A 24,892-nucleotide genomic window follows, 5' to 3' on the forward strand; every position below is an offset into this window, starting at 1 on the left:
ATGGATTTCGACCTTGTGGTGCGTGGCGGCACGCTGCCCGACGGCAGGATTGCCGATATCGGCATCGTCGGCGAGACGATCGCGGCGATCGAGTCCGAACTCAACGTCACCGCCGGCACGGCGATCGACGCCCGTGGCAATCTGGTCTCGGCGCCCTTCGTCGATCCGCATTTCCATATGGACGCCACGCTTTCGCTCGGCATCCCGCGCATCAATGTCTCGGGCACGCTGCTGGAAGGCATTTCGCTGTGGGGCGAGCTGAAGCCGCGTCTGACCCACGAGGCGGTGCGCGACCGTGCGCTCGCCTATTGCGACTGGGCGGTGTCGATGGGCCTGCTCGCCATCCGCACCCATGTCGATGTCTGCGACGACCGCCTGCTGGCGGCGGAAGCGCTGCTCGACGTGAAGAAGACGGTTGCGCCGTATATCGACCTGCAATTGGTTGCCTTCCCTCAGGACGGGTTTTACCGCTCGCCGACGGCGCGCGACAACACCATCCGGGCGCTCGACATGGGCGTCGATGTCGTCGGCGGTATTCCGCATTTCGAGCGCACAATGGCCGACGGCACGCGCTCTGTCACCGAGCTCTGCGAAATCGCGGCCAAGCGCGGCCTGATGGTCGACCTGCATTGCGACGAGACCGACGATCCGCTGTCGCGCCACATCGAGCAGCTTGCCTATGAGACGCAGCGCCTGGGATTGCAGGGCAGAGTGGCCGGCTCGCACCTGACCTCGATGCATTCGATGGATAATTACTACGTCTCGAAGCTGTTGCCGCTGATTGCCGAGGCCGGCGTTTCAGCGATCCCCAATCCGCTCATCAACATCATGCTGCAGGGCCGCCATGACACCTTCCCCAAGCGCCGCGGCCTGACGCGGGTCAAGGAGATGCTGGCGCAGGGCATCCGCGTCGGCTGGGGTCAGGATTGCGTGCTCGATCCCTGGTATTCGCTGGGCACGGCAGACATGCTCGACGTCGCCTTCATGGGCCTGCACGTCGCCCAGATGTCGAGCCCGGCCGAGATGGCGCGCTGTTTCGACATGGTCACCAACGTCAATGCCGCCATCATGGGCCTCGACCACCTTGGCCTGGCCGTCGGCAAGCGCGCCAGCCTGATCGTTCTCGATGCCGGCAGCCCGGTCGAGGCGCTGCGCCTGCGCCCCGAGCGTCTCTGCGTCATTGCCAGGGGCAAGGTGGTGGCCGAGCGCAGCCGGCAGGACACGCGGCTTTCGATCGCCGGAAGGCCGGGCACCGTGAACCGGCGCCACGCTTAGTCCAGCCGATTTCCGCCGCTGGTCTTACCGAATTCTCGATTTTCGCCTCGTCACGGCCGCTGCTAGCGACTACGACGCGGGTCACCGTATCCACGGCGAGGAACCGGTAACGGAATGGCGCAGCCCGCAGCCCAGAATTCGGCGATCAGGAACGTGCTGCTGGCCGGCATCCTGCTGATGCTCGCCGGCGATTTCCTGTTTGCGCTGAACGACGCGATGGGCAAGTGGCTGGTCGCCAGTTTTTCCGTCGGCCAGGTCGTGCTGATCCGCTCGATCGGCGCGTTTTTCATACTCGGGCCGATGATTGCACATCAGGGTGCGGCCAAGCTGTTTCGCATGGAGCGGCCGGAGCTGCAGCTGCTGCGCGTGGTGATGACGACGCTCGACACGGCGCTGTTCTATGCGGCAGTCGTCTATCTGCCGCTCGCCGATGTGATGAGCTTTTACATGGCCGGGCCGATCTACGTCGCGGCGCTGTCGCACTTTTTACTCGGCGAACGGGTCGGCTGGCGCCGCTGGGCGGCTATCCTGGTCGGTTTCTGCGGCGTGCTGATCATGCTGAGGCCGTCTTCGGCCGCGTTCTCGCTGTCGTCGATGTTCGCACTCGCCGGCAGCATTTCCTTTGCCTTCGCCATCATCCTCAACCGGCGGCTGCGCGGCACCAGCGACACGTCGCTGGTCACGTGGCAAACCATCGGCACGCTGCTGGTCGGCGCGGTGCTGACCATCGGCAGTTGGAAGGCGCCGTCCTCGCTCGATTTCGGCGCCATGCTGCTTCTCGGCATTGTCTCCTGCGGCGCGCATCTGATGATCACCAGGGCGTTGAAGCTTGCGCCTGCCTCGACCTTGGCGCCGCTGCATTACAGCCTGCTTTTGTGGGCAGTGGTCTTCGGCCTGGCCTTCTTCGGCGATGTGCCTGGGCCGCGCATCCTGGTCGGCTCGGCCATCGTCGTGCTGGCCGGCCTGTTCATCTTCCACCGCCAGAAGGTGGTCGACACCGTGCCGCCCGAAAACGTGCCGAAAGGTGTCAATTAATCCCGGCGCACCGCCGCGAGATGCCGCGAAAATTCCGGCGTCTCCATCAGCGCCTTGCAGCGCGCAAACCGGCCGTCGGCATAGGCGCGAAAGTCGTCCGCCGGATTTTTGTTGGCAAGCTGGATCAAGCCCCAGAGCGTCCACAGCAGATCGCACATCGCCTTGTAGATGACGATGCGGCCGCGCTCCGCCGGTGTCGGCTCACCGCCGAAATAGGCCAGCGTCATCTCCTCCTCCTGCGCGGTGTCGAATTGCCCTTCGACGCTGAGGTCGCCAAGGTCCCAGAGCGGATCGTTCATCCCGGAATATTCCCAATCGACGATCCACATCCTGTCGCCGGTATCGAGAAAGTTTTCGCAGAGCGGGTCGCAGTGGCAGGCGACGATCGGCAGAGGATGAGCGGTGAGTGCCGAGCGCACGCTTTCGGCCTCGCGGACCACGTCATGGTAGCCGGAAGGCAGCGCGACATCCTTGGTCGACAACACCTTCAGGTAGTCGTCGATCATGGCGAACAGCTCGAAGCGGAAGGGAAACACTGCGCCGGATGTGTGCAGTTTGCGAAAAGCCTTGCCGGCGCGTGCCGGGCTGCCGGAGCGGGTCTTGAACTTTTCCGGCGACATCGTCTTGGCGCCCGCAACGAACCGCGTCACCAGCACGCCGGTCCGGGCATCGACATGCAGCACTTCCGGACTGACGCCGGCCTTCGCCGCCTCCCGCGCCGCCACTGCCTCGTTGGCGCGGTTGATATATTCCTCGGTGCCCTTGCCGGGGATGCGCAGGCAGAAATCTCCCGCTCTGAAGACGAGATTGGTGAGGCCGCCAAGCCGTTCCAGCGGTCCCTCGTAGCCGGCCAGCACCGGAATGGCCGCAAGCGCCGCGCGTGCCTCGTCCACCATCACCTCTGCCTCCCTTTCACGGCTTTATTTATCGTGGAGACGGTTCCACAGTTTTCGCCGCTTGGCTATCATAGCGTGGCGTGCGATCCACTCCAGCGCGGCGCGTCCTTTCTGGATGCGCAAAGGACGCGGTAGCACATTGATTTTGCGGCGGACGGAACAGCAATGGCAAACAGCAAACATCAGAGCGCGCTCGCCGCAGCCTATGCGGCGAAGCGGCCGGAAGACGTCGCGGCGCTCTACGACAGTTGGGCCGGCACCTATGACGCCGACATGTCGGCGGCCGGCTATCGCCATCCGACCATCTGCCTTGCCTTGCTGGCCCGCCATTTGCCGCGCGGCGCCGCACCTCTCCTCGATGCCGGGGCAGGCACCGGGCTTATCGGCGAATGGCTTGCCATCACCGGTTATCCGCAGGTCGAGGCGCTCGACATCTCGGAAGGCATGCTGGCCCAGGCGGCGCGCAAGGGCGTCTATTCGGCGCTTCACTGCTTGGCGCTTGGCGGACCGCTGCCGTTCGTGGACGATGCCTATGCCGGGATCATCTCCGCCGGCGTCTTCACTTCGGGCCATGTCGGAGCCGAGGGGCTGGACGAGCTGATCCGCATCTGCCGGCCGGGTGGGGTGATCGTGCTGACGGTGAAGAACACGCTGTGGGATGCCGGGTTTGCCGCGCGGATCGCCGAGCTCGAGGTGCAAGGCATCGTCACCCGCGCCGAAGAAACGCCGCCCTATGTCTCCATGCCGGGCGAGTCGTATACCGTGCCGAGTCGGGGGCTGGTGCTCAGGGTGAGCTGAGGCGAAAACCGGAAGGCTCTACGCCTTCACCTTTGCCCCCGACGGGTCGTAAAGCGGCTCGAGATAGATCTTAGCCGGCGTCCGTTCCATTGCCACCACCAGCTCGTAGTCGCCGGAGGTGAGGAAATCATCGCTGACGCCGTCGGCATTGCGCACATAGCCATAGCCGATGTTCTTGCCCACTGTGTAGCCATAGCCGCCGCTCGTGAGATAACCGACCGCCTCGCCGTTGCGCAGGATGGTCTCACGCCCGAGCAGGACGACGTCCGGATCGTCGACCGTGAAGCCGGCAAAACGTTTCCTGGGCGCCGAACCATCGAGCTTTTCAAGCGCCCGCCGGCCGAGGAAATCGGTGTTTTTTCTGAGCTTCACCGCCCAGCCGAGGCCGGCCTCCTGCGGCGTGTCGTTGGGCGTGATGTCGGCGCCCCAGGCGCGGTAGCCCTTTTCCAGCCGCAGTGATTCCAGCGCCCGGTAGCCGACCGGGCGGATGTCGTAGGTCTCGCCCGCCGCCATCAGCGCATCGAAAACCTCGCCCGTCGCCGCGATCGGCGCATGCAATTCCCAGCCGAGCTCACCGACATAGGTGACGCGCAGTGCCCGCACGATGTGGCCGGCAATCGCGATCTCGCGAACATGGCCGAACGGGAAAGCTGTATTCGACACATCCGCGTCGGTCACATCGGACAGCACGTCGCGGGCGCGCGGCCCCATCAGCGACAATGTGCCAAAATCCTCGGTAACATCGGTCAGCTTCACGTCGAGCCGCTTGCCGATATGATCGGCAATCCAGGAGAAATCATGCGTGCGGAACCCGGTGCCGGTGACGATGTAGAATTTCTCCTCACCGAGCCGCGCCACGGTCAAATCGGCCTCGATGCCGCTGCGCGTGTTGAGGAGCTGCGTGTAGGTCAGCCGGCCGACCGGTTTGGCGACGTCATTGGCGCAGATCCAGTCCAGCGCCTTCAGCGCGTCCGCGCCCGTCATTTCGTACTTGGCGAAGGATGACTGGTCGAAGATGCCGATTTTTTCGCGCACGTGGCGGTGTTCGTCGCCGACCGGCGAAAACCAGTTCTGCCGGCCCATCGAATAGACGTCTTTCGGCTCGAACCCTTCCGGCGCGAACCAGTTCGGCCGCTCCCAGCCGAGCTTCGAGCCGAACACGGCGCGATGTTTTTTCAGCCGTTCATAGAGTGGAGAAACGATGCGCGGCCGGCCGCTGACATATTCCTCATGCGGAAAGCCGATCGTGTAGTGCTTGCCATAGGCTTCAAGAGTGCGGTCGCGGACCCATTGCCGGTCGCGGTGCAGATTGGAGAAACGGCGGATGTCGACCACCCACAAATCAAGCGGCGCCTCGCCGTCGACCACCCATTGCGCCAGCACCCAGCCGGCGCCGCCGCCGGATGCAATGCCGAAGGCGTTGAAACCGGCGCCGACGAACATATTCGGGCATTCCGGCGCCACGCCGAGGATGAAATTGCCGTCCGGCGTGAAGCTCTCCGGCCCATTGATCATCTGCTTGACGCCGACATTGGCGAGCGCCGGGACGCGCTCGATCGCCTGGCTCATATGCTGCTCGAAATGATCGTAATCATCGTCGAACAGCCGGAACTCCCAATCGTCCGGCACATCACCACCGGGCAGACCGGTCGTCCAGGCCTGCGGGTTCGGCTCATAGCCTCCCATCACCAACCCGCCGACCTCCTCCTTGAAATAGGTGCGGCGGTCGGGGTCGCGGATCGTCGGCGCGTCACTCGCCAAGCCGTCGATCCTTTCGGTGATGATGTATTGGTGCTTCACGGGCTGCAGCGGCACGTTGATGCCGGCCAGCGCACCCACCTGCCGCGCCCATTGCCCGGCGCAGTTCACCACCTTGTCGCAGGCGATATCGCCCTTGTTGGTCCTTACCTTGACGATCCGGCCGTTCGTCATTTCGAAGCCGGTGACCCGCACCTCCTCGAACAATTTTGCGCCATGCATGCGCGCGCCCTTGGCCAGCGACTGGGTGATGTCGGAAGGGCTTGCCTGACCGTCGCTCGGCAGCCAGGAAGCGCCGACGAGGTCGCCGGTTTCCAGCAGCGGCCACATTTCCTTGACCTCGGCCGGCGACAGCAAATGCATATCCATGCCGAAGCTCTTTGCCGTCGTTGCCAGCCTCTTATACTCGGTCCAGCGGTCGGCATTGGTGGCGAGGCGCAGGCAGCCAGTCATCTTCCAGCCGGTGGCGAGGCCGGTTTCGGCTTCCAGCCCCTTGTAGAGATCGACTGAATATTTGAGCACCCGCGTGATCGACGCCGACGAGCGCAGCTGGCCAACCAGCCCGGCGGCATGCCAGGTCGAGCCCGAGGTCAGTTTGCCCTGTTCGAGCAGCACGATGTCGGCCTTGTGGTCGCGCGCCAGATGGTAGGCCGTCGAACAGCCGATGATGCCACCACCGATGACGACGATGCCGGCCTGCGCGGGCAAGGTCATGTTCGCATCCCGTATTTCGTCCTGTAATTTTCCAGGGCGGCTTCGAGCCGCTTCAGGTTTTCGTCGGCGTAGTCGGCGTAGTCGACGCCGGGCGCGTCGAGGTAAAGCTCGGAAACCATGCCCCACATCGCCTCGCGCAGCAGCGACGCGCATTGCATGGCGGCGTGCGATCGCCGTATCGCTTCGTCCGGCTCCTTCATGAAATAGGCGGTCAGGAAGGCGAAGGATTCCTCGTCGCTCATGCCGGCATTCGAGGCCGCACCGGCAAGGTCGAACATCGCCGTATTGAAGCCGGCATATTCGAAATCGATGAGCCACAGCCTGTGGCCGTCGTCGATTATGTTAGCCGGCAAGAGGTCATTATGGCCGAAGACGATCGGCAGCAGTTTTTGCGCGCGCTCGAGCTCGTCCGCCAGCGTCAAAAGGCGGGGCAATTCGCTTAGCTTGCGGCTGCCGCCTTCCTCCAGCGTGCGCGCATAGTCGCGGATGACGTGAAACACCCAGAACATGAAGCCGGCGCCGGAGACATGACTGGGCATCTCGCGGTGAAAGCCGCGCAGCAAGGCGGCAACGCGGCCGAGATCGGCGCGCACGTCTTGCGCAACATAGGCCTTGGCGCCGAGATACTCCGTCACCATGACGCCGGGTCCGGTGTAGTGGACGGCTGGAGCGAAGCCTGCCGCGTGCGCTGCCCGCGCGGTCATCATCTCGCGCTCGCGAAAGACATGGTGGAACGGATAGTCCTGGCCGAGCCGCACGACATGCCGTCCGGCCGCATCCTTGACCAGATAATTGGCGTTGCTCAGCCCGCCCGGCAACGGCGCAATGTCGATGTTGCCGGTCCAGCAAGGCAGCGCGCGGATGCGGTCTTCGACAGTCACGATCTCGTCCAACATTGGGTCAATTTTCCACGCATGTCATCGCTGGCCAGCGATGACAATCGGACGGAGGAATGGAGGCAACGCGAAGATCTCGTCGGTGCAGATTTCGGGATCGATATCCCGCACCGCACCGACGAGCCCCTTTGTGCCGGGTTCTTCGACCCCGGCATCCGCCCCCGCGGATCCTAAAATTTCGGTTCCCTTGCACCCGACAATTTCCCAGGCGTTCGGGCAGGTTCCCAGGCGTTCGGGCAGGTTCCCAGGCGTTCGGGCAGGCGATTTTTTGTCCGGCTCAGCCGTCGTCCTCCGTTCCGAGCCTGTCACAGCGATAATGTCGCGCCACGCTGGAGACGTTGTCAACGCGAAATTGTGGTGTTTTCTGCTTTTTTGCCCGAATTTTGCGAAATTTCTTGGAGTTAGTGGCATTTATGCCGTAGAAACGGTCAATGATGCAACAATCCGACCGGATGGAACCCATGGTCCACTCGAAGCGGCATGGCGAAATCCTGCGCCTCCTCAAGGAGGAAGGCACCGTGACCATTGCCAGCCTGGCTGACCGGCTAGGCGTCTCGCTGGAGACAGTGCGCCGCGACGTCAAGCCACTGACCAGCGACGGTTCCATCCTCAAGATGCACGGTGCCGTCGGCCTGCCGTCGATTGCCGGCGAAGCGCCGTTCGAGCGGCGCATGCGCGAGAACGCGGATGCCAAGCGGGCAATTGCCCGCATGGTCGCCGCCACCATCCGCGACGGCGAATCGATCATGCTCGACACCGGCACCACCACCTCTTTCCTGGCCCGGGAACTGCTCGGCCACCGGCGGCTGACGGTCGTCACCAACTCTTCCGACATCGCCCGCACGCTGGCCACCGTCAACGGCAACAAGGTCTATATGGCCGGCGGCGAGCTGCGCAGCGATTCCGGTGCAGCTTTCGGCGTCTCGGCCATCGAATTCGTCAGCCGCTTCTCCGTCAGCCATGCGGTAATTTCGACCGGTGCCGTCGATGCCGTCACCGGCGTCATGGACTATGATCTGGAAGAGGCGGAGTTCGCCCGCATGGTGCTGTCGCGCGGCCAGCGTTCGCTTGTTATCACCGACCACAGCAAATTCGGCCGCCACGGCCTGGTTCAGGTCTGCGGCTTCGACGGCTTTTCCGAACTCGCCACCGACCGGCGGCCGCCGCACGACATCGCCGCCGCCCTCGCCGGGGCCGGCGCGCGGCTCAGCGTTGCCGATGGCGAAAGCGAGGGCTGAGCTCTATCGGGAGATTGGCACCAGCACCCACTTCCCAGCGCCGCCTCTGCCGTGTTTAGTCCGACCATGGCTTTCACCATCCGCCAATTGCAGTTCTTCATCGCCGTCGCCGAGCAAGGCACGGTGTCGGGCGCCGCCCAGAACCTGTCGATCTCGCAATCCTCGGTCACCGAGGCGATCAAGGAGCTGGAGCACGATCTCGGCGTCGAGCTGTTCGAGCGCCACCCGCGCGGCTTGAACATCACCCATAAGGGTCACCAGTTCCTGCGCCATGCGACGAAGATCCTTGCCGACGTTTCCGATGCGCGCCGCGCCTTCTTCGGCGAACGGGTCGCGGCAAGCGGCCGGCTGCAACTTGGCGTCACCTCGCTGGTCGCCGGCTATGTGCTGTCCGATCTTCTTGCCCGCTACCGCCGCGCTTTTCCGGGCGTCGAGGTCTCGGCAATCGAGGACAATGGCGACTATCTCGAGCATCTGCTGATCGGCGGCAAGCTCGACATTGCCGTCATGGTCACCTCGAACCTGCGCGACCGCACGGCGCTGCAGTCCGAAATCCTCGAAGTCTCGGCCTACCGGCTATGGCTGCCGCTCGGCCATCCCTTAGCCGGCGCCGACATCATCGGCATCGGCGACATCGCCTCGGAACCGCTGATCATGCTGACCGTCGACGAGATCGAGGAGAATACCGGAAAGCTGCTGACGGCGATTGGCGCCAAACCGCATGTCGCCTTCCGCACCCGCTCGGTCGAAGCGGTGCGCAGCCTCGTTGCCACCGGGGCCGGCGTGGCGCTGCTGCCCGACCTCGTCTACCGGCCGTGGTCGCTGGAAGGCGACCGCATCGAATCGCGCGATATTTCGGGGTCGTTGCCGGTCGTCCAGGTCGGCATGGTCTGGCGGCGCGGCTCCGGCCTGCCGCAGGCGGCGCGCGACTTCGTCGGGCTTGCCCAGTCGCAGCGCATGGTGCGCCAACGGCCCGAAAAGATCACCCGACAGCTATCGGAAAAATCGATATCGGCTTTCTGATAAATGAATTTGCGAAACCGGAAAATTCACAGCACTTTCCATCAGGGAACAAAGCTGCCGTTAGAGCGACGTGCGTCCAATTGGACGCACATAGTATGCTCTAAGACTTTTAGTTTTCGCATCGGGCTTTTCCGAAAATCGATTCCGATTTTCGGGCCGATGCGAGGAGCACGACGCTTAGAGCCGCGCATCCAACGTTTTTGAACGGGCGCATGACCTTTCCGAAAACCGAAACCGATTTCGGGGTTACGCAAAAATGGGAGATCGACGATGAATTCATTGCTGAAATCATGCACTGCCTTGACGGTCGCGCTGACCTTCTCCGGCCAGGCCATCGCCCAGGTCAAGGAGCTCGGCAAGGGTGAAGGCGAGGTCAATATCGTCGCCTGGCCCGGCTATATCGAGCGCGGCGAAACCGACAAGGGCTACGACTGGGTCACCTCGTTCGAGAAGGAAACCGGCTGCAAGGTCAACGTCAAGACCGCCAACACCTCCGACGAGATGGTCTCGTTGATGAATGAAGGCGGTTTCGACCTTGTCACCGCCTCGGGCGACGCCTCGCTGCGCCTCGTCGCCGGCAAGCGCGTCCAGCCGATCAACACCGACCTCATCCCGAGCTGGAAGACGGTCGACGACCGGCTGAAGGATGCACCCTGGTTCACCGTCGGCGGCGTTCATTACGGCGTTCCCTACCAGTGGGGGCCGAACGTGCTGATGTACAACACCGAGGTGTTCAAGGAAGCGCCGAAGAGCTGGAACATCGTCTTCGAGGAAATGAACCTGCCCGACGGCAAGTCGAACAAGGGCCGCGTCCAGGCCTATGACGGGCCGATCCACATCGCCGACGCCGCCAACTACCTGATGTTCCACAAGCCTGAGCTCGGCATCAAGGATCCGTACGAGCTGACCGAGGACCAGTACAAGGCCGCGCTCGACCTGTTGCGCGTCCAGCGTACGCTGGTTGGACGCTACTGGCACGACGCCGCTATCCAGGTCGACGATTTCCAGAACGAAGGCGTCGTCGCCTCCGGTTCATGGCCCTATCAGGTCAACACGCTGATCGCCGCCAAGAAGCCGGTCGCCTCGACCATCCCCGAGGAGGGCGTCACCGGCTGGGCCGACACCACGATGATGGAAGCCGATGCGGCCCACCCGAACTGCGCCTACATGTGGATGGAGCATTCGCTGTCGCCGAAAGTGCAGGGCGACGTCTCCGCCTGGTTCGGCTCGCTGCCGGTGGTGCCCGCGGCCTGCAAGGGCAACGAACTGCTTGGCGAAGCGGGCTGCAAGACCAACGGCTACGACAATTTCGACAAGATCAAGTTCTGGAAGACGCCGGTCTCGAAATGCGCCACGCAGAACGACCAGTGCGTACCCTATTACCGCTGGGTGTCGGACTATATCGGGGTCATCGGCGGGCGGTGAGTTCCCTCACCCTTCCCCTTGTGGGGAGGGTCGACGCGTAGCGTCGGGGGTGGGGGTTCGCCTCGACAAGTTCTTGCTTGTAAAATCACCCCCACCCGCGGCTTCGCCGCGACCTCCCCCATCGAGGGGGAGGTGAAGTGCCGCGCCATCCGCTGCGTCCTTTGGGAGGCGGTGAGGGCGATCTCGATAAAGCTAACCGGCAACAGACTGACAGCCTATGACATCAGCCGTTTCGTTCCAAAAAGTCTCCCGCCATTTCGGCAACGTGCGTGCCGTCGACGCGGTCGATCTCGATATCGTGCCGGGCGAGTTCTTCGCCATGCTCGGGCCTTCCGGCTCGGGCAAGACGACCTGCCTGCGCCTCATCGCCGGCTTCGAGCAGCCGACGGCAGGCTCGATCTCGATCTTCGGCGAACGCGCCGAGGGCGTCCCGCCCTATCGCCGCAACGTCAACACCGTATTCCAGGACTATGCGCTGTTCCCGCATCTCAACGTGCTCGACAACGTCGCCTATGGGCTGATGGTCAAGGGCGTCCGCAGACCGGAGCGGCAGAAGGCGGCGGAAGAGGCGCTGTCGCTGGTGCGGCTTCCCGGCTACGGTGCCCGTCGTCCGGGCCAGCTTTCCGGCGGACAGCGCCAGCGCGTCGCGCTCGCCCGCGCGCTGGTCAACCAGCCCAAGGTGCTGCTGCTCGACGAGCCGCTCGGCGCGCTCGACCTCAAATTGCGCGAAAACATGCAGGAAGAGTTGAAGTCGCTGCAGAAGGCGCTCGGCATCACCTTCGTCTTCGTCACCCACGACCAGGGCGAGGCGCTGTCCATGGCCGACCGCGTCGCCGTCTTCAACGACGGCAAGATCATGCAGATCGGGACGCCGGAAGACATCTACCAGCGCCCGAAGACCCGCTTCGTCGCCGATTTCGTCGGCTCGTCCAACGTGCTGCCGCCGGATTTCGTCCAGCGTTATGCCGGCCAGCACCGCTGGGGCAGCCTGCGCCCTGAATCCATTCGCATCGGCCGGGCGGCCAAGGGCGACGGCGTTGCCGCCCGCCTGGTGTCGACCAATTATCTCGGCGCTACGACAAGGCTCGCGCTGGACGCTGAAGGGTTGCGACTGCATGCCATCGTGCCGGCGGGTGCTGCCTTGCCCCGGGAAGGCGAGGCGGTCGTGCTCACCTTCAACCGCGAGCATTTGCATCTGATGGACGAGTTGGGCTGATGGCGCTGAAGCTGGCTAATGGGCTGGAGGGGGGCGCGAAGGATCGCGGCCTCTCATATGCCCTCCGCCAAGACAGAGCAGTGTCGTGACCATCGCCGCGCTCAACTCCAATCACACGCCCGCCATCTTGCCGGGAAGCGGCGGCATGCGCGGCGCGCTGTCGGATATTTTTTGGCGCAAGCCGAAGCTGCTGCTGCTCCTGATGCTGCTGCCGCCGGTTCTGTGGCTCGGCATCGTCTATATCGGCTCGCTATTCGCGCTGTTGCTGCAGAGCTTCTTCTCGATCGACGAATTCTCCGGCTTGATCAACCGGGAGTTCACGCTGAAGACCTATGGCGACCTGTTGCAGGCCGCCAATCTCGACATCATCCTGCGCACTGTGACGATGGCGGCGCTGGTCACGCTCGCCTCGGCGATCATCGCCTTTCCCATCGCCTATTACGCGGCGCGCTATGCGCGCGGCCGCTGGAAGGCGCTGTTTTATCTCGGCGTCATGCTGCCGCTGTGGTCGAGCTACCTTGTCAAGATCTATGCCTGGAAGCTGATCCTCGCCAAGGAAGGCATCCTGACCTGGCTGCTCGCCAAGCTGCATCTTCTGTGGCTGCTCGAGGCCTGGCTGTCGCTGCCGGTCGTCGGCGGCAATTCGCTGTCGGTGTCGTCAACCGGCACCTTCATCGTCTTCGTCTATGTCTGGCTGCCCTTCATGATCCTGCCGGTGCAGGCAGCACTCGAGCGTGTGCCGGGCAACCTGGTCGAAGCCTCGTCCGATTTGGGAGCCTCGCCCGGCCAGACCTTCCGCAACGTGCTGTTTCCGCTGGCGCTGCCGGGCATCGTTGCCGGCTCGATCTTTACCTTCTCGCTGACGCTCGGCGACTACATCATCCCGCAGATCATCGGCACGTCGCGGCTGTTCATCGGCCAGGCCGTCTATTCGCAGCAAGGCACCGCCGGCAACATCCCGCTCGCCGCCGCCTTCACGGTGGTGCCCATCGTGATCATGGGCTTCTATCTCTGGGGCGCCAAGCGCATTGGGGCCTTCGATGCGCTCTGACCGCGGCCAGTCGGCTCCGCTCGGCCTGAAGATCGCCGCCACGGCTGGCCTGCTGTTCCTGCACCTGCCGATCCTGCTGATCTTCGTCTACGCCTTCACCACTGAGGAGAAGAGTTTCGTCTGGCCGCCGCCGGGCCTGACGACGCAATGGTTCGCCGTCACCTGGAACCGGCCCGACGTCTGGCAGGCGCTGTCGCTCTCGGTCCGGGTCGCCGCCATCTCGACTACTATCGCGCTGGTCCTCGGCACGCTCTGCGCCGCCGCCGTGTCCCGCACAAAATTCTTCGGCCGCGAAACCATCTCGCTACTGGTCATCCTGCCGATTGCGCTGCCCGGCATCATCACCGGCATTGCGCTGCGCTCGGCTTTCGCGCTCGCCGAGATCCCGTTCTCGTTCTGGACGATCGTGCTCGGCCACGCCACTTTCTGCGTGGTCGTAGTCTACAACAACGCCGTCGCCCGTTTCCGCCGCACTTCCGGCTCGATGATCGAGGCGTCGATGGATCTCGGCGCCGACGGTTTCCAGACCTTCCGGCACGTCGTGCTGCCCAACATCGCCACGGCGCTGCTGGCCGGCGGCATGCTTGCCTTCGCCCTGTCCTTCGATGAGGTTATCGTCACCACCTTCACCGCCGGCCAGCAGCAGACGGTGCCGATCTGGATGCTGGAGGAATTGATCCGCCCGCGTCAGCGTCCAGTCACCAATGTCGTGGCGATGGTCGTCGTGCTGGTGACGCTGCTTCCCATCCTCGCTGCCTATTATCTGACCCGCGACGGCGACCAGATCGCCGGTTCGGGCAAATGACCTCACACGTTCATAAGGGAGAGACTTCCATGGACACGCAGATGCTGATCGGCTCGAAGTTCGAAAGGGGCACCGAGACCGAGGAACCGATCCTCAATCCCAAGACCGGGGCGACCATTCTCAACCTGCCCGAAGCCAGCCCGGCGCAGATCGAGGCGGCGGTGCTTGCGGCCGAAAAAGCCTTCGTCACCTGGTCGCGCACCACGCCGGCGCAGCGCGCCGGCTATCTCCTGAAGATCGCCGATCGTATCGAGGCTGACGCGAAGGATTTCGCCGACCTCGAGGCGCTGAACTGCGGCAAGCCGATCAATGCCGTGCTCAATGACGAGACCCCGGCGATCGTCGACTGCTACCGCTTCTTTGCCGGAGCGGTCCGCTCGATGCCAGGTGTGGTCGCCGGCGAATATCTGCCCGGCCACACCTCGATGGTCCGGCGTGATGCCATCGGCATCGTCGCTTCCATCGCGCCGTGGAACTATCCGCTGATGATGATGGCGTGGAAGCTGGCGCCGGCCATCGCCGGCGGCAACACCGTCGTCTTCAAGCCGTCGGAGCAGACGCCGCTGACGGCGCTGAAGCTGGCTAAAATCCTTGCCGAGATCCTGCCGGAAGGCGTCGTCAATGTCGTGCTCGGCCGCGGCGACAGCGTCGGCAACACGCTGATAAACCATCCGAAGGTCAACATGATCTCGATCACCGGCGATGTCGCCACCGGCAAGAAGGTGCTGCAGGCCGCCGCCAAGTCGGTCAAGCGCACCCATCTCGAGCTCGGCGGCAAGGCGCCGGTCATCGTCTTCGACGACGCCGATCTCGGCGCGGTGGTCAACGGCCTGCGCGCCTTCGGCTACTACAATGCCGGCCAGGACTGCACCGCCGCCTGCCGCATCTATGCCGGCAAGAAGATCTACGACAAGCTCGTCGCCGACCTCTCCTCTGCCGTCTCGACCATCAAGTATAATCGTCCCGACGATACCGAGAACGAGATCGGGCCGCTGATCTCGCGCCGCCAGCGCGACCGCGTCTCGAGCTTCGTCGAGCGCGCCTCGGAGCTCAAGCACATCGAGATCACCACCGGTGGCAAGCCGGGCGAGGGCTCCGGCTTCTTCTATCAGCCGACCGTCGTCGCCGGTGCGCTGCAGGAAGACGAGATTGTGCGCCGCGAAGTGTTCGGTCCGGTGGTCTCGGTCACCCGCTTCTCCGAAGTCGACGAGGCCGTGAACTGGGCCAATGACAGCGACTACGGCCTGGCGTCATCGGTGTGGACCAAGGACGTTTCGCGCGCCATGGCGACGGCGGCCCGCCTGCAATATGGCTGCACCTGGATCAACACCCATTTCATGCTGACCAATGAGATGCCGCATGGCGGATTGAAACAGTCCGGCTACGGCAAGGACATGTCGCTCTACGCGCTGGAGGACTATACCGCCGTCCGCCACGTCATGGTTGCGCACGGGTAGGACCCGGACGCGGGAGAAGGCGGCCTGAAGGGCAGGAAGGGGCGGCGCGACTATTCTTGCGGCTCCTCCGCCTCCTCACCCGCCGCCGGCGCGATCAGAAGCACAGCGGCGCCGAGGATCGCGGCAATGAAAGAGCCGGCGAGGATGCCGACCTTGACCGCATCCTGCAGAGCGACGTCGCTGGCGAAGGCGAGCAGGCCGATGAACAGGCTCATGGTGAAGCCGATGCCGCAGAGCAGCGAAATGCCGATCATGTGCAGCCAGCCGGCATTGACCGGCAGATCGGCAAAGCCGAGCCGGATGGCGAGCGCGGAAGACCCGAACACGCCGACCAGCTTGCCGGCGACGAGACCCGCGGCGACGCCGAGCGTCAGCGGCTCGACCAGGGCGGCAGCGCTGAGACCGCTGAGCGAAACGCCGGCATTGGCAAAACCGAAGATCGGGATGACGAAAAAGGGTACGATTTTGTGCAGGCCGTGTTCGAGCCGGTGCAGCGGCGAATGGTCGAGATCGTGGCCGCTGCCCGGCGAGATCTTCAGCGGTATGGTGAGGGCCAGCGCGACGCCGGCGAGCGTGGCGTGGACCCCGGATTTCAGCACCAGCACCCACAGGACGACGCCGAGCACGATATAGGGCAGCAGCGTCAGCACCCGCATGCGGTTGAGCACCACCAGCAGCGCGATGACGGCGAAGGCGGCGCCGAGATAGGCGAGCGACAGCCCGCTGGTATAGAACACCGCGATGATGAGCACGGCGCCGAGATCGTCGATGATGGCGAGCGCGGTGAGGAATATCTTCAGCGAGCCCGGCACGCGGCTGCCGAGCAGCGACAGCACGCCGAGCGCAAAGGCGATATCGGTGGCGGTCGGGATCGCCCAGCCGGACAGAGCGGCCGGATTGTTGCGGTTGATGGCGACATAGACCAGTGCCGGAACCGCCATGCCGCCGGCGGCGGCGATGCCGGGCAGCACGCGGCGCGGCCAGGTGGAGAGCTGGCCGTCGAGCATCTCACGCTTGATCTCGAGGCCGACCAGCAGGAAGAACACCGCCATCAGGCCGTCATTGATCCAGTGCGAGACGCTGAGCGGTCCGAGATAGGCGTGAAGGGCGGAGAAATAAGCCTCGGCGAAAGGCGAATTGGCGACGATCAGGGCAAGTGCCGCTGCCGCCATCAGGATGAGGCCGCCGGCCGCCTCGCTGTCGAGGAATTCGCGAAGCATGGAGACCCGCCGCTTTTCGTCCTGCATGTTGTCTCCGTCCTGCGGCCGGCAGGGCCGGCGTCATTGCGCGATGATGCGCAAACACCGACAGCGGGGCAAGTCTGTTGTCGGACCCTTTAACGCGGCGCGCGCTTGGCGAGAATGCGTTGCAGCGTGCGGCGATGCATGTTCAGGCGGCGTGCGGTTTCCGAGACATTGCGGTCGCACATTTCGTAGACGCGCTGGATGTGCTCCCAGCGCACCCGGTCGGCCGACATCGGATTTTCGGGCGGCGCTGCGCGTTCGCCCGCCGTGCGGGTCAGGGCAGCAAAAATATCGTCGGCATCAGCCGGCTTCGACAGATAGTCGATGGCGCCGAGCTTTACCGCCGTCACCGCGGTGGCGATGTTGCCGTAGCCGGTGAGGATGATGGCGCGGGCGTCGTCGCGCTTCTCGCGAATGGCGGCAACGACGTCGAGGCCGTTGCCGTCGGCGAGCCGCATGTCGACCACCGCATAGGCCGGCGGATTGGCGCGCGCCTTGGCAACCGCCTCCTCGACACTCTCCGCCGTCTCGACCACAAAACCCCTGGTTTCCATGGCGCGGGCAAGCCGCGTCAGGAACGGCTTGTCGTCGTCGACGATCAGCAGCGAGGTGTCATCGCCTTCGACCATTGCGCCAATCGTTTCATCGCTACTCATCGTGCTGACAATCCTGCTGCCTGATTTTTACGCAGATATAGTTTCGCGACGCTATTGTCCAATTTACGCAGTATCGAACATGCTGGCCGAAGCCGATTCGGGGTTGAGAAAGACGCTGCGCGGCCACGATATCTGAACGATAGCCCCCTCGCCCGGCTCGCTCGAATTGCGAAAATCGAGCGTAGCGCCGGAGCGCTCGAGCAAGGTCTTGGCGATGAAAAGCCCGAGGCCGAGACCGCCGCCGGCTTCGGTGCCCTGGCGCGTCGACATATAGGGCTCGCCGATGCGGTCGATGATTTCCGGCGGAAAGCCCGGCCCGTCATCGATGATCGAGAAGCTTACAGCGGCCTCGCTCCAGCTCCAGCCCACCGTAACGCTCTTGCGGGCGAAGTCGACGGCGTTCTCGACCAGATTGCCGAGGCCGTAGATGACGCCGGGATTGCGCCGCCCCACCGGTTCGGGACCGATGCGCTGGCCAGGCCGAAGCTTGATCGAGATGCCGAAGTCGCGGTGCGGGGCCGTCACTTCCTCGACCAACGAGGTCAGCGGCAAGCGCGAGAGATGTGCCTCGCTCTCGGAGGACAGGCTGGTCAGGCGCTTCAGGATTTCACGGCAGCGTTCGCTCTGCGAGCGCAGCAGCTTCACGTCCTCGCCGTATTTGGGATCGGCGCCGAGCGCCTTCTCCATCTCCTTGGCGACAAGCGTGATGGTGGCGAGCGGCGTGCCGAGCTCGTGCGCGGCGGCCGCTGCGAGACCGTCGAGGGCCGAGAGATGCTGCTCGCGCTGCAGCACCAGTTCGGTGGCGGCGAGCGCGTTGGCGAGCAGGCGCGCTTCCTCGGCCACCCGGAAGGCATAGATCGCGGTGAAGGCAATGGAACAGAACACCGCCATCCACATGCCTGCGACATAGATGAACGGCATCGCCAGCGGCGCGTCCTCATGCCAGGGCAGCGGCAGGTGGTGGAAGACCAGCAGCGTCGCCGCCACCATGACAAGCGCGCCGAGGATGGCGGTCAGCCGCAGCGGCAGCGATGTCGCCGAGATGACGACGGGCACCGTCATCAGCAGTGAGAACGGATTGGTGAGGCCGCCGGTCATGTAGAGCAGGCCGGCAAGCTGCAGGCTGTCGAAGGTCAGGATGGCAAAGGCCGAGAACGGGGTAAGCCGATGCGCCGCCGGATAGCGGAAGGTCAGCAACAGGTTCATCCAGGCCGAACAGGCGATCAGCGCAAAACATATGCTGACCGGCAGCGGGAATTTTAGCCCATAGGCGACAACAAGGACGGTCAGGCTCTGGCCGACGATGGCAAGCCAGCGCAGCCTGATCAGCGTGTTGAGGCGCAGCCGCTGGCTTTGCTGGAAGTCGGGCGCGTGCAGAATGTTTATCATGGCCGGATTATAGAGCGGAAACCGCCGGAGGTCTTTTCCGAAAACCGGGACCACTTTCCGCTGACGCGGACCTTCGGTTTGGGATCATGGTCTGGGAAGCATCAGGTACCACGTGGCTTGGCGCGGCGGGTGGCGGTGGCGAGAAGCGGGTTCTCCGGCCAGACATGCTTGGGATAGCGGCCGCGCATGTCGGCCCGCACATCGGCCCAGGAGCCGCGCCAGAAGCCGGGCAGGTCGCGCGTCGTCTGGATCGGCCGGTGCGCCGGCGACAGCAGTTCGAGCGTCAGCGGCACCTTGCCGTTGGCGATCGCGGGATGCCGGTCGAGGCCGAACAGCTCCTGGACGCGGATCGCCAGCACCGGCCATTCGCCGTCATAGCGGATCGGCAACCGACTGCCCGACGGCGCGTCGAAATGGGTCGGCGCGAATGTGTCTATCTTGCGCTGCAATTCGTGCGGCACCAGCGTCATCAGGCCAGCTGAAAGCACGCCGGGATCGATCGCCGCAAACGACGCCGCGCCGGAAAGGAACGGCAGCAGCCAGTCGTCGAGGCGCTCGATGAGCGCGGCATCGGAGACATCGGGCCATGGCGCGCCGAGGCCGCGATGCAGCCAGCCGAGCCGCTGCCGCAATGTCTCCGCTTCCCTGCTCCACGGCAACAGCGACAACCCGTGTTCGCGCAAGGCGTCGAGAATGGCGCGATCCGCGTCGGCACCGCTCGGGGCCGGCAGCATGCGTTCGGACAGCGTGATGGCGCCAAGACGAACCGTTTCGCGCACCCGCACCGCACGCCTGTCGCGGTCGAAGCTTACGTCGCGGCGGGTCTCGATCTTTTCCGCGAGCGCGGATCGAATATCGGCCTCGTCGATTGCCGCCGCCGCGGTGATGCGGGCGTTCTGCGCCTTGCCCTGCAGGTCGGCGACGACGAGCCAGGTTTCGCCTGCCAGCGGATCGGCGGCGTCGAGCATGGCGCCCGAGCCATTGGCAAGCACGAAGCGGCCGCGCTCGCCGCGCGCCCTGGCAACGCGATCCGGCCAGGCATGGATGAGGAGAGCGCCGACGCTACCCTCCCCCTTGAGGGGGTCCGAAGGACGGACGAGACCCGTGGCTCGCGCCGGCACGTCGATCCGCGAAGCGGAGCGGCGTCGGGTCGGGTCGGGGACGCCATCGGCGACCCGTCTCCCTCGCGTCGGCGCGCTCGCCGACCCTCCACTCGAGGGAAAGGGTGAAACCTGCTTTGCCAATCGCTCGGCAAGCTGCCGGGCGGCGGTGGCGCGCGGCGATCTTTCGGCGCGAAAGCGCATCAGCCGTCGTTCGAGGTCGGCGCCGTCGCCACCAAGGCCGCGCTCGGTCAATAGCACGGCGAGCATCGCCGCCTCGAGCGCCTGGCCGGTCCTTGTAGCCTCGGCGACCATGTGGGCGAGCCGCACCGGCAGAGCCAGCCTGCGCATCGCGGCACCTTGCTCCGTCAGGCGCCCTGCCGCATCGACGGCATCGAGCGCGCGCAGCAGCGCCCTTGCCTCGTTGAGCGCCGGGGCCGGCGGTGGGTCTAGGAAAGACAGGCTCGTCGGGTCGGCAACGCCGAAAGCCGCGCAATCGAGCGACAGGCCGGAAAGATCGGCTTCGAGGATTTCCGGCGGCGTGAAGGCTGGAAGTGCCGCCGTCTGCTCGGCTCGCCATAGCCGGATGGCGACACCCGGCTGCGTGCGCCCGGCACGGCCGGCGCGCTGGTCGGCGGAAGCGCGGGAAGCACGCACCGTCTCCAGCCGCGTCAGGCCGCTGGCCGGCTCGTAGCGCGGCAGCCGCGACAGGCCGGAATCGATGACCACACGCACGCCGTCGATGGTGATGGAGGTTTCGGCGATCGACGTCGCCAGCACCACCTTGCGGCGGCCGGGCGGCGCAGGCTTGATCGCCGCGTCCTGCGTCTTGTTGTCGAGCATGCCGTAGAGCGGCACGATGTCGGTGTCGGCATTGACCTTGCCGGCCAGCCGCTCGGCAGTGCGCTCGATCTCGCGCTGGCCGGGCAGGAAGGCAAGCACGCTGCCTTCCTCCCCGGCAAGCGCCGAGCGGATCGCCTTGGCCATGGCATCCTCGATGGCGATGCCGGCCGGTCGCTCGTCATAGCGAATGTCGACCGGGAAGGCGCGGCCTGCGCTCTCGATCACCGGCGCGCCGGAAAGCAATCTTGCGACACGCGCGCCGTCGAGCGTCGCCGACATGACCAGCAGCCTGAGGTCGGGCCTCAGCGCACCCTGCACGTCGAGTGCCAGCGCCAGCCCGAAATCGCCATCGAGCGACCGCTCGTGGAACTCGTCGAACAGTACCGCCGAGACACCGGGCAGTTCGGGGTCGTCAAGGATCATGCGAGACAACACGCCTTCGGTGACGACGAGGACCCTGGTCTTGGCAGAAGCGCGGTTTTCCATGCGCATGGCATAGCCGACCGTTCCGCCCGGCTCCTCGCCGATGAGCTCGGCCATACGGCGGGCGGCAGCGCGAGCGGCGAGCCGGCGCGGCTCAAGCAGGATGATCTTTCCAGCGCCGAGCCATCCAGCGTCGAGCAGCGCCAGCGGAACCAGCGTCGTCTTGCCGGCGCCGGGCGGCGCCACCAGCACGGCGCTGTTGCCTTGGCCGAGCACTTCTTTGAGGGCCGGCAGGACAGTGGAGACCGGCAGGTCCGGCAAAGGTTTTGTGGTCATTGTCCTAGGATGTGTACCAGGTGGCAGCGATCGCATATCAGCGGTGCTGGTCGCCCCGCAACGTTGGCGCCAGCTCAAAGCCGGGTCCGCGAAAAAGGGTTCCAGCGCACCGTACCAAGCCGCACCTCCTCGCGCACCATCGTCAGCAGGCCGGAACCGCCGACCACGGCGAGCCCGACCAGCGACAGAAAATCGGGATATTCCCTGAAGAACACGGCGCCCAGGACCACCGCCCAGACGATCTGCGAATAATGCGTCGGCGCGATGCGGTTGGCCGGTGCGTATTTGACCGCCAGGAGATGCAGCAGCTGGCCGCCGGCGGTAAACGCGCCGGCCAGCACCAGCCAAGCCCATTGCCTTCCATCCGGCAGCGAGAACGCGGTAGCCGCCGCACCGACGCCGTTGAAGAGCAGGCCGTAGCCGATCAGCACGCCGAGCATCGTCGTGCGCTTCTCCTGCGCGGCGAGCGAACGCATCAGGATGACATTGGCGGCGGCCAGGAAGGCGATGATGAACGCAGCCAGATGACCGAGATGCAATTCGCGAAACCCCGGCCTGACAACCAGCATGACGCCGGCAAAGCCGGCGACCACCGCCAGCCACCGCCATGGGCCGACCTTCTCCTTGAGGACCAGCGTGGCCAGAATGGTGACGAACAGTGGCGCCAGGAAGATCAGCGCATAGACTTCCGCCAGCGGGATGGTGGTGAAGGCGTAGACGCTGAGCACGCCCGATGCGATGCCGGCCAAGGCGCGGGCCTGCACCGCCCAGGGCCGGTTGGTCCGCCAGAAATCACGCCAGCGCTCTCCAGTCGGCCTGGCAAAGAGCAGAAAGCAGCCGGCAAACAATGTCGAGAAGAAGCCGATCTCGAAGACGTTGAACTGCCCGCCCAGGCTTTTGACAACGGCGTCGCTGCACGAATAGCTTGCATATGCGATGAGGGCGAGCAGAATTCCGTTGGGCACGTTTTTCCATTTCCGGGAGAGATGAGAGTGAAGATATTGGCGCTTGGCGCGCATCCGGACGACATCGAGATCTTCATGTTCGGTACGATGGCCGCCTATGTCGCGCAAGGCGCAGAGCTCTTTTTTGCCATAGCCACCGACGGCGCCAGGGGCGGCTATGGCGATCCGGCTGCGCTGGCCCGCACGCGCCGCAAGGAGGCGACTGCGGCGGCCGGTCTGCTTGGCGTGACGCCGCGTTTCCTCGACTTTCCGGACGGCGCGCTGGTGGCGGATGCCGCGCTAATCGGGGCGCTGAAGGCGCTGATCGGCGACATAGGGCCGGATCTGGCGATCACCCACGCGCCAAATGACTATCATGGCGACCACCGCACGCTGTCGGACGGCTTGCGCATCGCTGCGTCATTTTCGGTCCCGGTACTGCATGCCGACACGCTCGGCGGCACCGGGTTTTTGCCGACGCATTACGTCGACATCTCCCGGCATTTCGATCTCAAGGCGGAAGCGATCCGGGCGCACCAGTCGCAGGACCCCGAACGTTTCGTCGACACGGCACGCACACAGAACGCCTTTCGCGCGGGCCAGTGCAACGGTGCGTCCGGCGCCTTCGCCGAGGCCTTCCGCTTCGAGCCGGTTTTCCCCTTCGCCGACATCCGCGCCCTGCTGCCGCCGCCCCCGGTGATCCGTCCGGTGACGGTCAGCGACAAGATGGTCAAATGAGCCGGCACCCCGCGTGCCAAACAACCTGACAGAAGCCGCCTTTCCTGAACCAGCGCCCGGAGCCGACGCGCCATGCTGCGGTGCAGCGACGAATTCGCTTGCCTTGTTTAGTAAAAATTGCATCACTAAACAAATTACTAAACATCCGGCGCGTTGCCCCGCCGTTGTGTTTGGGCCCCCGAGGAGGGGTTAGCGGGCTCTTGAAACCGTCATCCGGACGCGTTTCGCAAATGGGAGGAAGGCATGAAATCGACCTTGAAACTGGCGTTGGGACTGGCCTCGACACTCTTTGCGTCGACAGCCGTTTCGAACGTCGCGCAGGCAGAAGATCTGACGCTTTGCTGGGCAGCCTGGGACCCGGCCAACGCGCTTGTGGAATTGTCCAAGGACTTCACCAAGGAGACCGGCATCGGCATGAAGTTCGAGTTCGTGCCGTGGACCAACTATGCCGACCGCTTTCTCAACGAGCTGAACTCGCACGGCAAGCTGTGCGACCTGATCATCGGCGACAGCCAGTGGATCGGCGGCGCTGCCGAGAACGGCCACTACGTCAAGCTGAACGACTTCTTCGACAAGGAGAAGATCAGCATGGACGATTTCGTGCCGGCGACCGTCGTCGGCTACTCGGAATGGCCGAAGAATTCGCCGAATTACTGGGCGCTGCCGGCCATGGGCGACGTCGTCGGCTGGACCTATCGCAAGGACTGGTTCTCCAAGCCTGAGCTACAGAAGGAATTCAAAGAGAAATACGGTTGGGATCTCGGCCCGCCGACGACCTTCGACCAGCTGAAGCAGATTGCCGAATTCTTCCAGAAGCGCGAGATCGACGGCAAGACCGTCTATGGCGCCTCGATCTATACCGAGCGGGGCTCCGAAGGCATCACCATGGGCGCCATGGACGTGCTCTACAGCTTCGGCTTCCAGTACGAGAACCCGAAAAGGCCCTACGAGATGGAAGGCTTCGTCAACTCCGAGAAATCGGTGAAGGGGCTGGAGTTCTACAAGGCGCTCTATGATTGCTGCACCCCTCCGGGCGCTTCGAACAGCTACATGGGTGAAGGCGTCGATGCCTTCAAATCCGGCCAGGTGGCGATGCATATGAACTTCGCCTTCACCTGGCCAGGCTTGCAGAAGGACGAGAATGTCGGCGGCGACAAGATCGGCTACTTCGTCAATCCCAAGGGTCCGGACGGCGACCAGTTCGCCCAGCTCGGCGGCCAGGGCATCTCGGTGGTCTCCTATTCCGACAAGCAGGAAGCCGCGCTCAAATACATCAAATGGTTCGCCAACAAGGACGTGCAGTCCAAATGGTGGTCGCTCGGCGGCTATTCCTGCCTGAATGCAGTCGTCAAGGACCCGGGCTTCCCGGCCAGCCAGCCCTACGCGCAGACCTTCCTCGACTCTATGGCCATCGTGAAGGACTTCTGGGCCGAGCCAAGCTATGCCCCGCTGTTGCAGGCATCGCAGAAGCGCTTCCACGACTATGTCGTTGCCGGCCAGGGCTCGGCCAAGGACGCGCTCGACGGCCTGGTCAAGGACTGGACCGAGGTGTTCCAGGACGACGGCAAAATGTAACCGGCTCCTCCCGAGCCCATGACCGAACCGTCCCGTGCCGCCCTTGGCACGGGACAC

At 64.4% G+C, this 24,892-nt stretch carries 20 protein-coding genes; 12 read left to right on the forward strand and 8 right to left on the reverse strand.

What is annotated here, in order from left to right:
- On the forward strand, positions 1 to 1,275 hold the full coding sequence (locus NKI85_RS04950; protein ID WP_352522613.1) for an amidohydrolase family protein: 1,275 nt from the start codon (positions 1 to 3) through the stop codon (positions 1,273 to 1,275).
- Between the two features lie 114 nt (positions 1,276 to 1,389).
- Positions 1,390 to 2,310 carry a DMT family transporter gene (locus NKI85_RS04955; RefSeq protein WP_352522612.1) on the forward strand — a complete coding sequence of 307 codons (921 nt, stop codon included), beginning with the start codon at positions 1,390 to 1,392 and terminating at the stop codon, positions 2,308 to 2,310.
- Here the strand turns inward: NKI85_RS04955 and NKI85_RS04960 are convergent.
- Positions 2,307 to 3,209: a phosphotransferase gene (locus NKI85_RS04960; protein WP_352522611.1), complete on the reverse strand. Its 903-nt coding sequence runs from the start codon at positions 3,207 to 3,209 to the stop codon at positions 2,307 to 2,309. The two genes, NKI85_RS04955 and NKI85_RS04960, sit on opposite strands and share 4 nt — an antisense overlap.
- A 162-nt stretch (positions 3,210 to 3,371) precedes the next feature.
- On the opposite strand from NKI85_RS04960, the gene NKI85_RS04965 reads away from it, so the two are divergent.
- Entirely contained in the window at positions 3,372 to 4,004 is a 633-nt protein-coding gene (locus tag NKI85_RS04965; protein WP_352522610.1) for a class I SAM-dependent DNA methyltransferase, read from the forward strand.
- 18 nt (positions 4,005 to 4,022) lie between these two features.
- Here NKI85_RS04965 and NKI85_RS04970 read toward each other — a convergent pair whose 3' ends face one another.
- Both NKI85_RS04970 and NKI85_RS04975 read right to left on the reverse strand, forming a co-directional pair.
- Complete coding sequence (locus tag NKI85_RS04970; RefSeq protein WP_352776277.1) at positions 4,023 to 6,476, reverse strand: GcvT family protein; 2,454 nt, start codon at positions 6,474 to 6,476, stop codon at positions 4,023 to 4,025.
- Positions 6,473 to 7,357, reverse strand: a complete 885-nt coding sequence (locus NKI85_RS04975) for a phosphotransferase (protein WP_352522772.1) — start codon at positions 7,355 to 7,357, stop codon at positions 6,473 to 6,475. The genes NKI85_RS04970 and NKI85_RS04975 overlap by 4 nt, the downstream gene beginning before the upstream one ends.
- 476 nt (positions 7,358 to 7,833) lie before the next feature.
- Here NKI85_RS04975 and NKI85_RS04980 point away from each other — a divergent pair, with 476 nt between their 5' ends.
- The 7 genes from NKI85_RS04980 to NKI85_RS05010 all read left to right on the forward strand — a co-directional run bounded on the left by NKI85_RS04980 (position 7,834) and on the right by NKI85_RS05010 (position 15,587).
- On the forward strand, positions 7,834 to 8,610 hold the full coding sequence (locus tag NKI85_RS04980) for a DeoR/GlpR family DNA-binding transcription regulator (protein WP_352522608.1): 777 nt from the start codon (positions 7,834 to 7,836) through the stop codon (positions 8,608 to 8,610).
- Positions 8,611 to 8,676: 66 nt separating this feature from the next.
- Positions 8,677 to 9,633 (forward strand): LysR family transcriptional regulator, encoded by a 957-nt coding sequence (locus tag NKI85_RS04985; protein WP_352522607.1) that lies wholly within the window; start codon positions 8,677 to 8,679, stop codon positions 9,631 to 9,633.
- Between the two features lie 270 nt (positions 9,634 to 9,903).
- Complete coding sequence (locus NKI85_RS04990) at positions 9,904 to 11,058, forward strand: ABC transporter substrate-binding protein (protein WP_352522606.1); 1,155 nt, start codon at positions 9,904 to 9,906, stop codon at positions 11,056 to 11,058.
- Between the two features lie 217 nt (positions 11,059 to 11,275).
- A complete protein-coding gene (locus NKI85_RS04995; protein WP_352522605.1) occupies positions 11,276 to 12,274 on the forward strand; it encodes an ABC transporter ATP-binding protein in 999 nt (332 codons plus the stop codon).
- A gap of 145 nt (positions 12,275 to 12,419) precedes the next feature.
- Positions 12,420 to 13,325, forward strand: coding sequence for an ABC transporter permease (locus NKI85_RS05000; RefSeq protein ID WP_352776391.1), 906 nt, complete (start codon positions 12,420 to 12,422; stop codon positions 13,323 to 13,325).
- Positions 13,315 to 14,130 carry an ABC transporter permease gene (locus NKI85_RS05005; RefSeq protein WP_352522604.1) on the forward strand — a complete coding sequence of 272 codons (816 nt, stop codon included), beginning with the start codon at positions 13,315 to 13,317 and terminating at the stop codon, positions 14,128 to 14,130. Before NKI85_RS05000 ends, NKI85_RS05005 begins: the two co-directional genes overlap by 11 nt.
- A gap of 29 nt (positions 14,131 to 14,159) precedes the next feature.
- Entirely contained in the window at positions 14,160 to 15,587 is a 1,428-nt protein-coding gene (locus NKI85_RS05010) for a gamma-aminobutyraldehyde dehydrogenase (RefSeq protein WP_352522603.1), read from the forward strand.
- Positions 15,588 to 15,637: 50 nt separating this feature from the next.
- Here NKI85_RS05010 and nhaA read toward each other — a convergent pair whose 3' ends face one another.
- The 5 genes from nhaA to NKI85_RS05035 all read right to left on the reverse strand — a co-directional run bounded on the left by nhaA (position 15,638) and on the right by NKI85_RS05035 (position 22,543).
- Positions 15,638 to 16,834: a Na+/H+ antiporter NhaA gene (gene nhaA / locus NKI85_RS05015; RefSeq protein ID WP_352522602.1), complete on the reverse strand. Its 1,197-nt coding sequence runs from the start codon at positions 16,832 to 16,834 to the stop codon at positions 15,638 to 15,640.
- An 89-nt stretch (positions 16,835 to 16,923) separates the two neighbouring features.
- Complete coding sequence (locus tag NKI85_RS05020; protein WP_352522601.1) at positions 16,924 to 17,487, reverse strand: ActR/PrrA/RegA family redox response regulator transcription factor; 564 nt, start codon at positions 17,485 to 17,487, stop codon at positions 16,924 to 16,926.
- A 63-nt stretch (positions 17,488 to 17,550) separates the two neighbouring features.
- Complete coding sequence (locus tag NKI85_RS05025) at positions 17,551 to 18,876, reverse strand: ActS/PrrB/RegB family redox-sensitive histidine kinase (RefSeq protein WP_352522600.1); 1,326 nt, start codon at positions 18,874 to 18,876, stop codon at positions 17,551 to 17,553.
- Positions 18,877 to 18,977: 101 nt separating this feature from the next.
- Positions 18,978 to 21,578, reverse strand: coding sequence for an ATP-dependent helicase HrpB (gene hrpB, locus NKI85_RS05030; protein ID WP_352776283.1), 2,601 nt, complete (start codon positions 21,576 to 21,578; stop codon positions 18,978 to 18,980).
- 74 nt (positions 21,579 to 21,652) lie between these two features.
- Entirely contained in the window at positions 21,653 to 22,543 is an 891-nt protein-coding gene (locus tag NKI85_RS05035) for a DMT family transporter (protein ID WP_352522598.1), read from the reverse strand.
- Positions 22,544 to 22,570: 27 nt separating this feature from the next.
- Here NKI85_RS05035 and NKI85_RS05040 point away from each other — a divergent pair, with 27 nt between their 5' ends.
- Positions 22,571 to 23,260 carry a PIG-L deacetylase family protein gene (locus tag NKI85_RS05040; protein ID WP_352776285.1) on the forward strand — a complete coding sequence of 230 codons (690 nt, stop codon included), beginning with the start codon at positions 22,571 to 22,573 and terminating at the stop codon, positions 23,258 to 23,260.
- 243 nt (positions 23,261 to 23,503) lie between these two features.
- Positions 23,504 to 24,835, forward strand: coding sequence for an ABC transporter substrate-binding protein (locus tag NKI85_RS05045; RefSeq protein ID WP_352522596.1), 1,332 nt, complete (start codon positions 23,504 to 23,506; stop codon positions 24,833 to 24,835).
- The last annotated feature ends 57 nt before the right edge of the window (positions 24,836 to 24,892 follow it).

This window comes from Mesorhizobium sp. M0571 (assembly GCF_040320985.1).
In the GTDB taxonomy this organism is placed as follows: Bacteria; Pseudomonadota; Alphaproteobacteria; order Rhizobiales; family Rhizobiaceae; genus Mesorhizobium.

Bases quoted from the DNA above. Each gene is read 5' to 3' on its own strand.
- NKI85_RS04950 (WP_352522613.1), top strand. From the start codon at position 1: ATGGATTTCGACCTTGTGGTGCGTGGCGGCACGCTGCCCGACGGCAGG.
- NKI85_RS04955 (WP_352522612.1), top strand. From the start codon at position 1,390: ATGGCGCAGCCCGCAGCCCAGAATTCGGCGATCAGGAACGTGCTGCTG.
- NKI85_RS04965 (WP_352522610.1), top strand. From the start codon at position 3,372: ATGGCAAACAGCAAACATCAGAGCGCGCTCGCCGCAGCCTATGCGGCG.
- NKI85_RS04970 (WP_352776277.1), bottom strand. From the start codon at position 6,476: ATGACCTTGCCCGCGCAGGCCGGCATCGTCGTCATCGGTGGTGGCATC.
- NKI85_RS04980 (WP_352522608.1), top strand. From the start codon at position 7,834: ATGGTCCACTCGAAGCGGCATGGCGAAATCCTGCGCCTCCTCAAGGAG.
- NKI85_RS04985 (WP_352522607.1), top strand. From the start codon at position 8,677: ATGGCTTTCACCATCCGCCAATTGCAGTTCTTCATCGCCGTCGCCGAG.
- NKI85_RS04990 (WP_352522606.1), top strand. From the start codon at position 9,904: ATGAATTCATTGCTGAAATCATGCACTGCCTTGACGGTCGCGCTGACC.
- NKI85_RS04995 (WP_352522605.1), top strand. From the start codon at position 11,276: ATGACATCAGCCGTTTCGTTCCAAAAAGTCTCCCGCCATTTCGGCAAC.
- NKI85_RS05000 (WP_352776391.1), top strand. From the start codon at position 12,420: ATGCGCGGCGCGCTGTCGGATATTTTTTGGCGCAAGCCGAAGCTGCTG.
- NKI85_RS05005 (WP_352522604.1), top strand. From the start codon at position 13,315: ATGCGCTCTGACCGCGGCCAGTCGGCTCCGCTCGGCCTGAAGATCGCC.
- NKI85_RS05010 (WP_352522603.1), top strand. From the start codon at position 14,160: ATGGACACGCAGATGCTGATCGGCTCGAAGTTCGAAAGGGGCACCGAG.
- nhaA (WP_352522602.1), bottom strand. From the start codon at position 16,834: ATGCAGGACGAAAAGCGGCGGGTCTCCATGCTTCGCGAATTCCTCGAC.
- NKI85_RS05020 (WP_352522601.1), bottom strand. From the start codon at position 17,487: ATGAGTAGCGATGAAACGATTGGCGCAATGGTCGAAGGCGATGACACC.
- NKI85_RS05025 (WP_352522600.1), bottom strand. From the start codon at position 18,876: ATGATAAACATTCTGCACGCGCCCGACTTCCAGCAAAGCCAGCGGCTG.
- hrpB (WP_352776283.1), bottom strand. From the start codon at position 21,578: ATGACCACAAAACCTTTGCCGGACCTGCCGGTCTCCACTGTCCTGCCG.
- NKI85_RS05045 (WP_352522596.1), top strand. From the start codon at position 23,504: ATGAAATCGACCTTGAAACTGGCGTTGGGACTGGCCTCGACACTCTTT.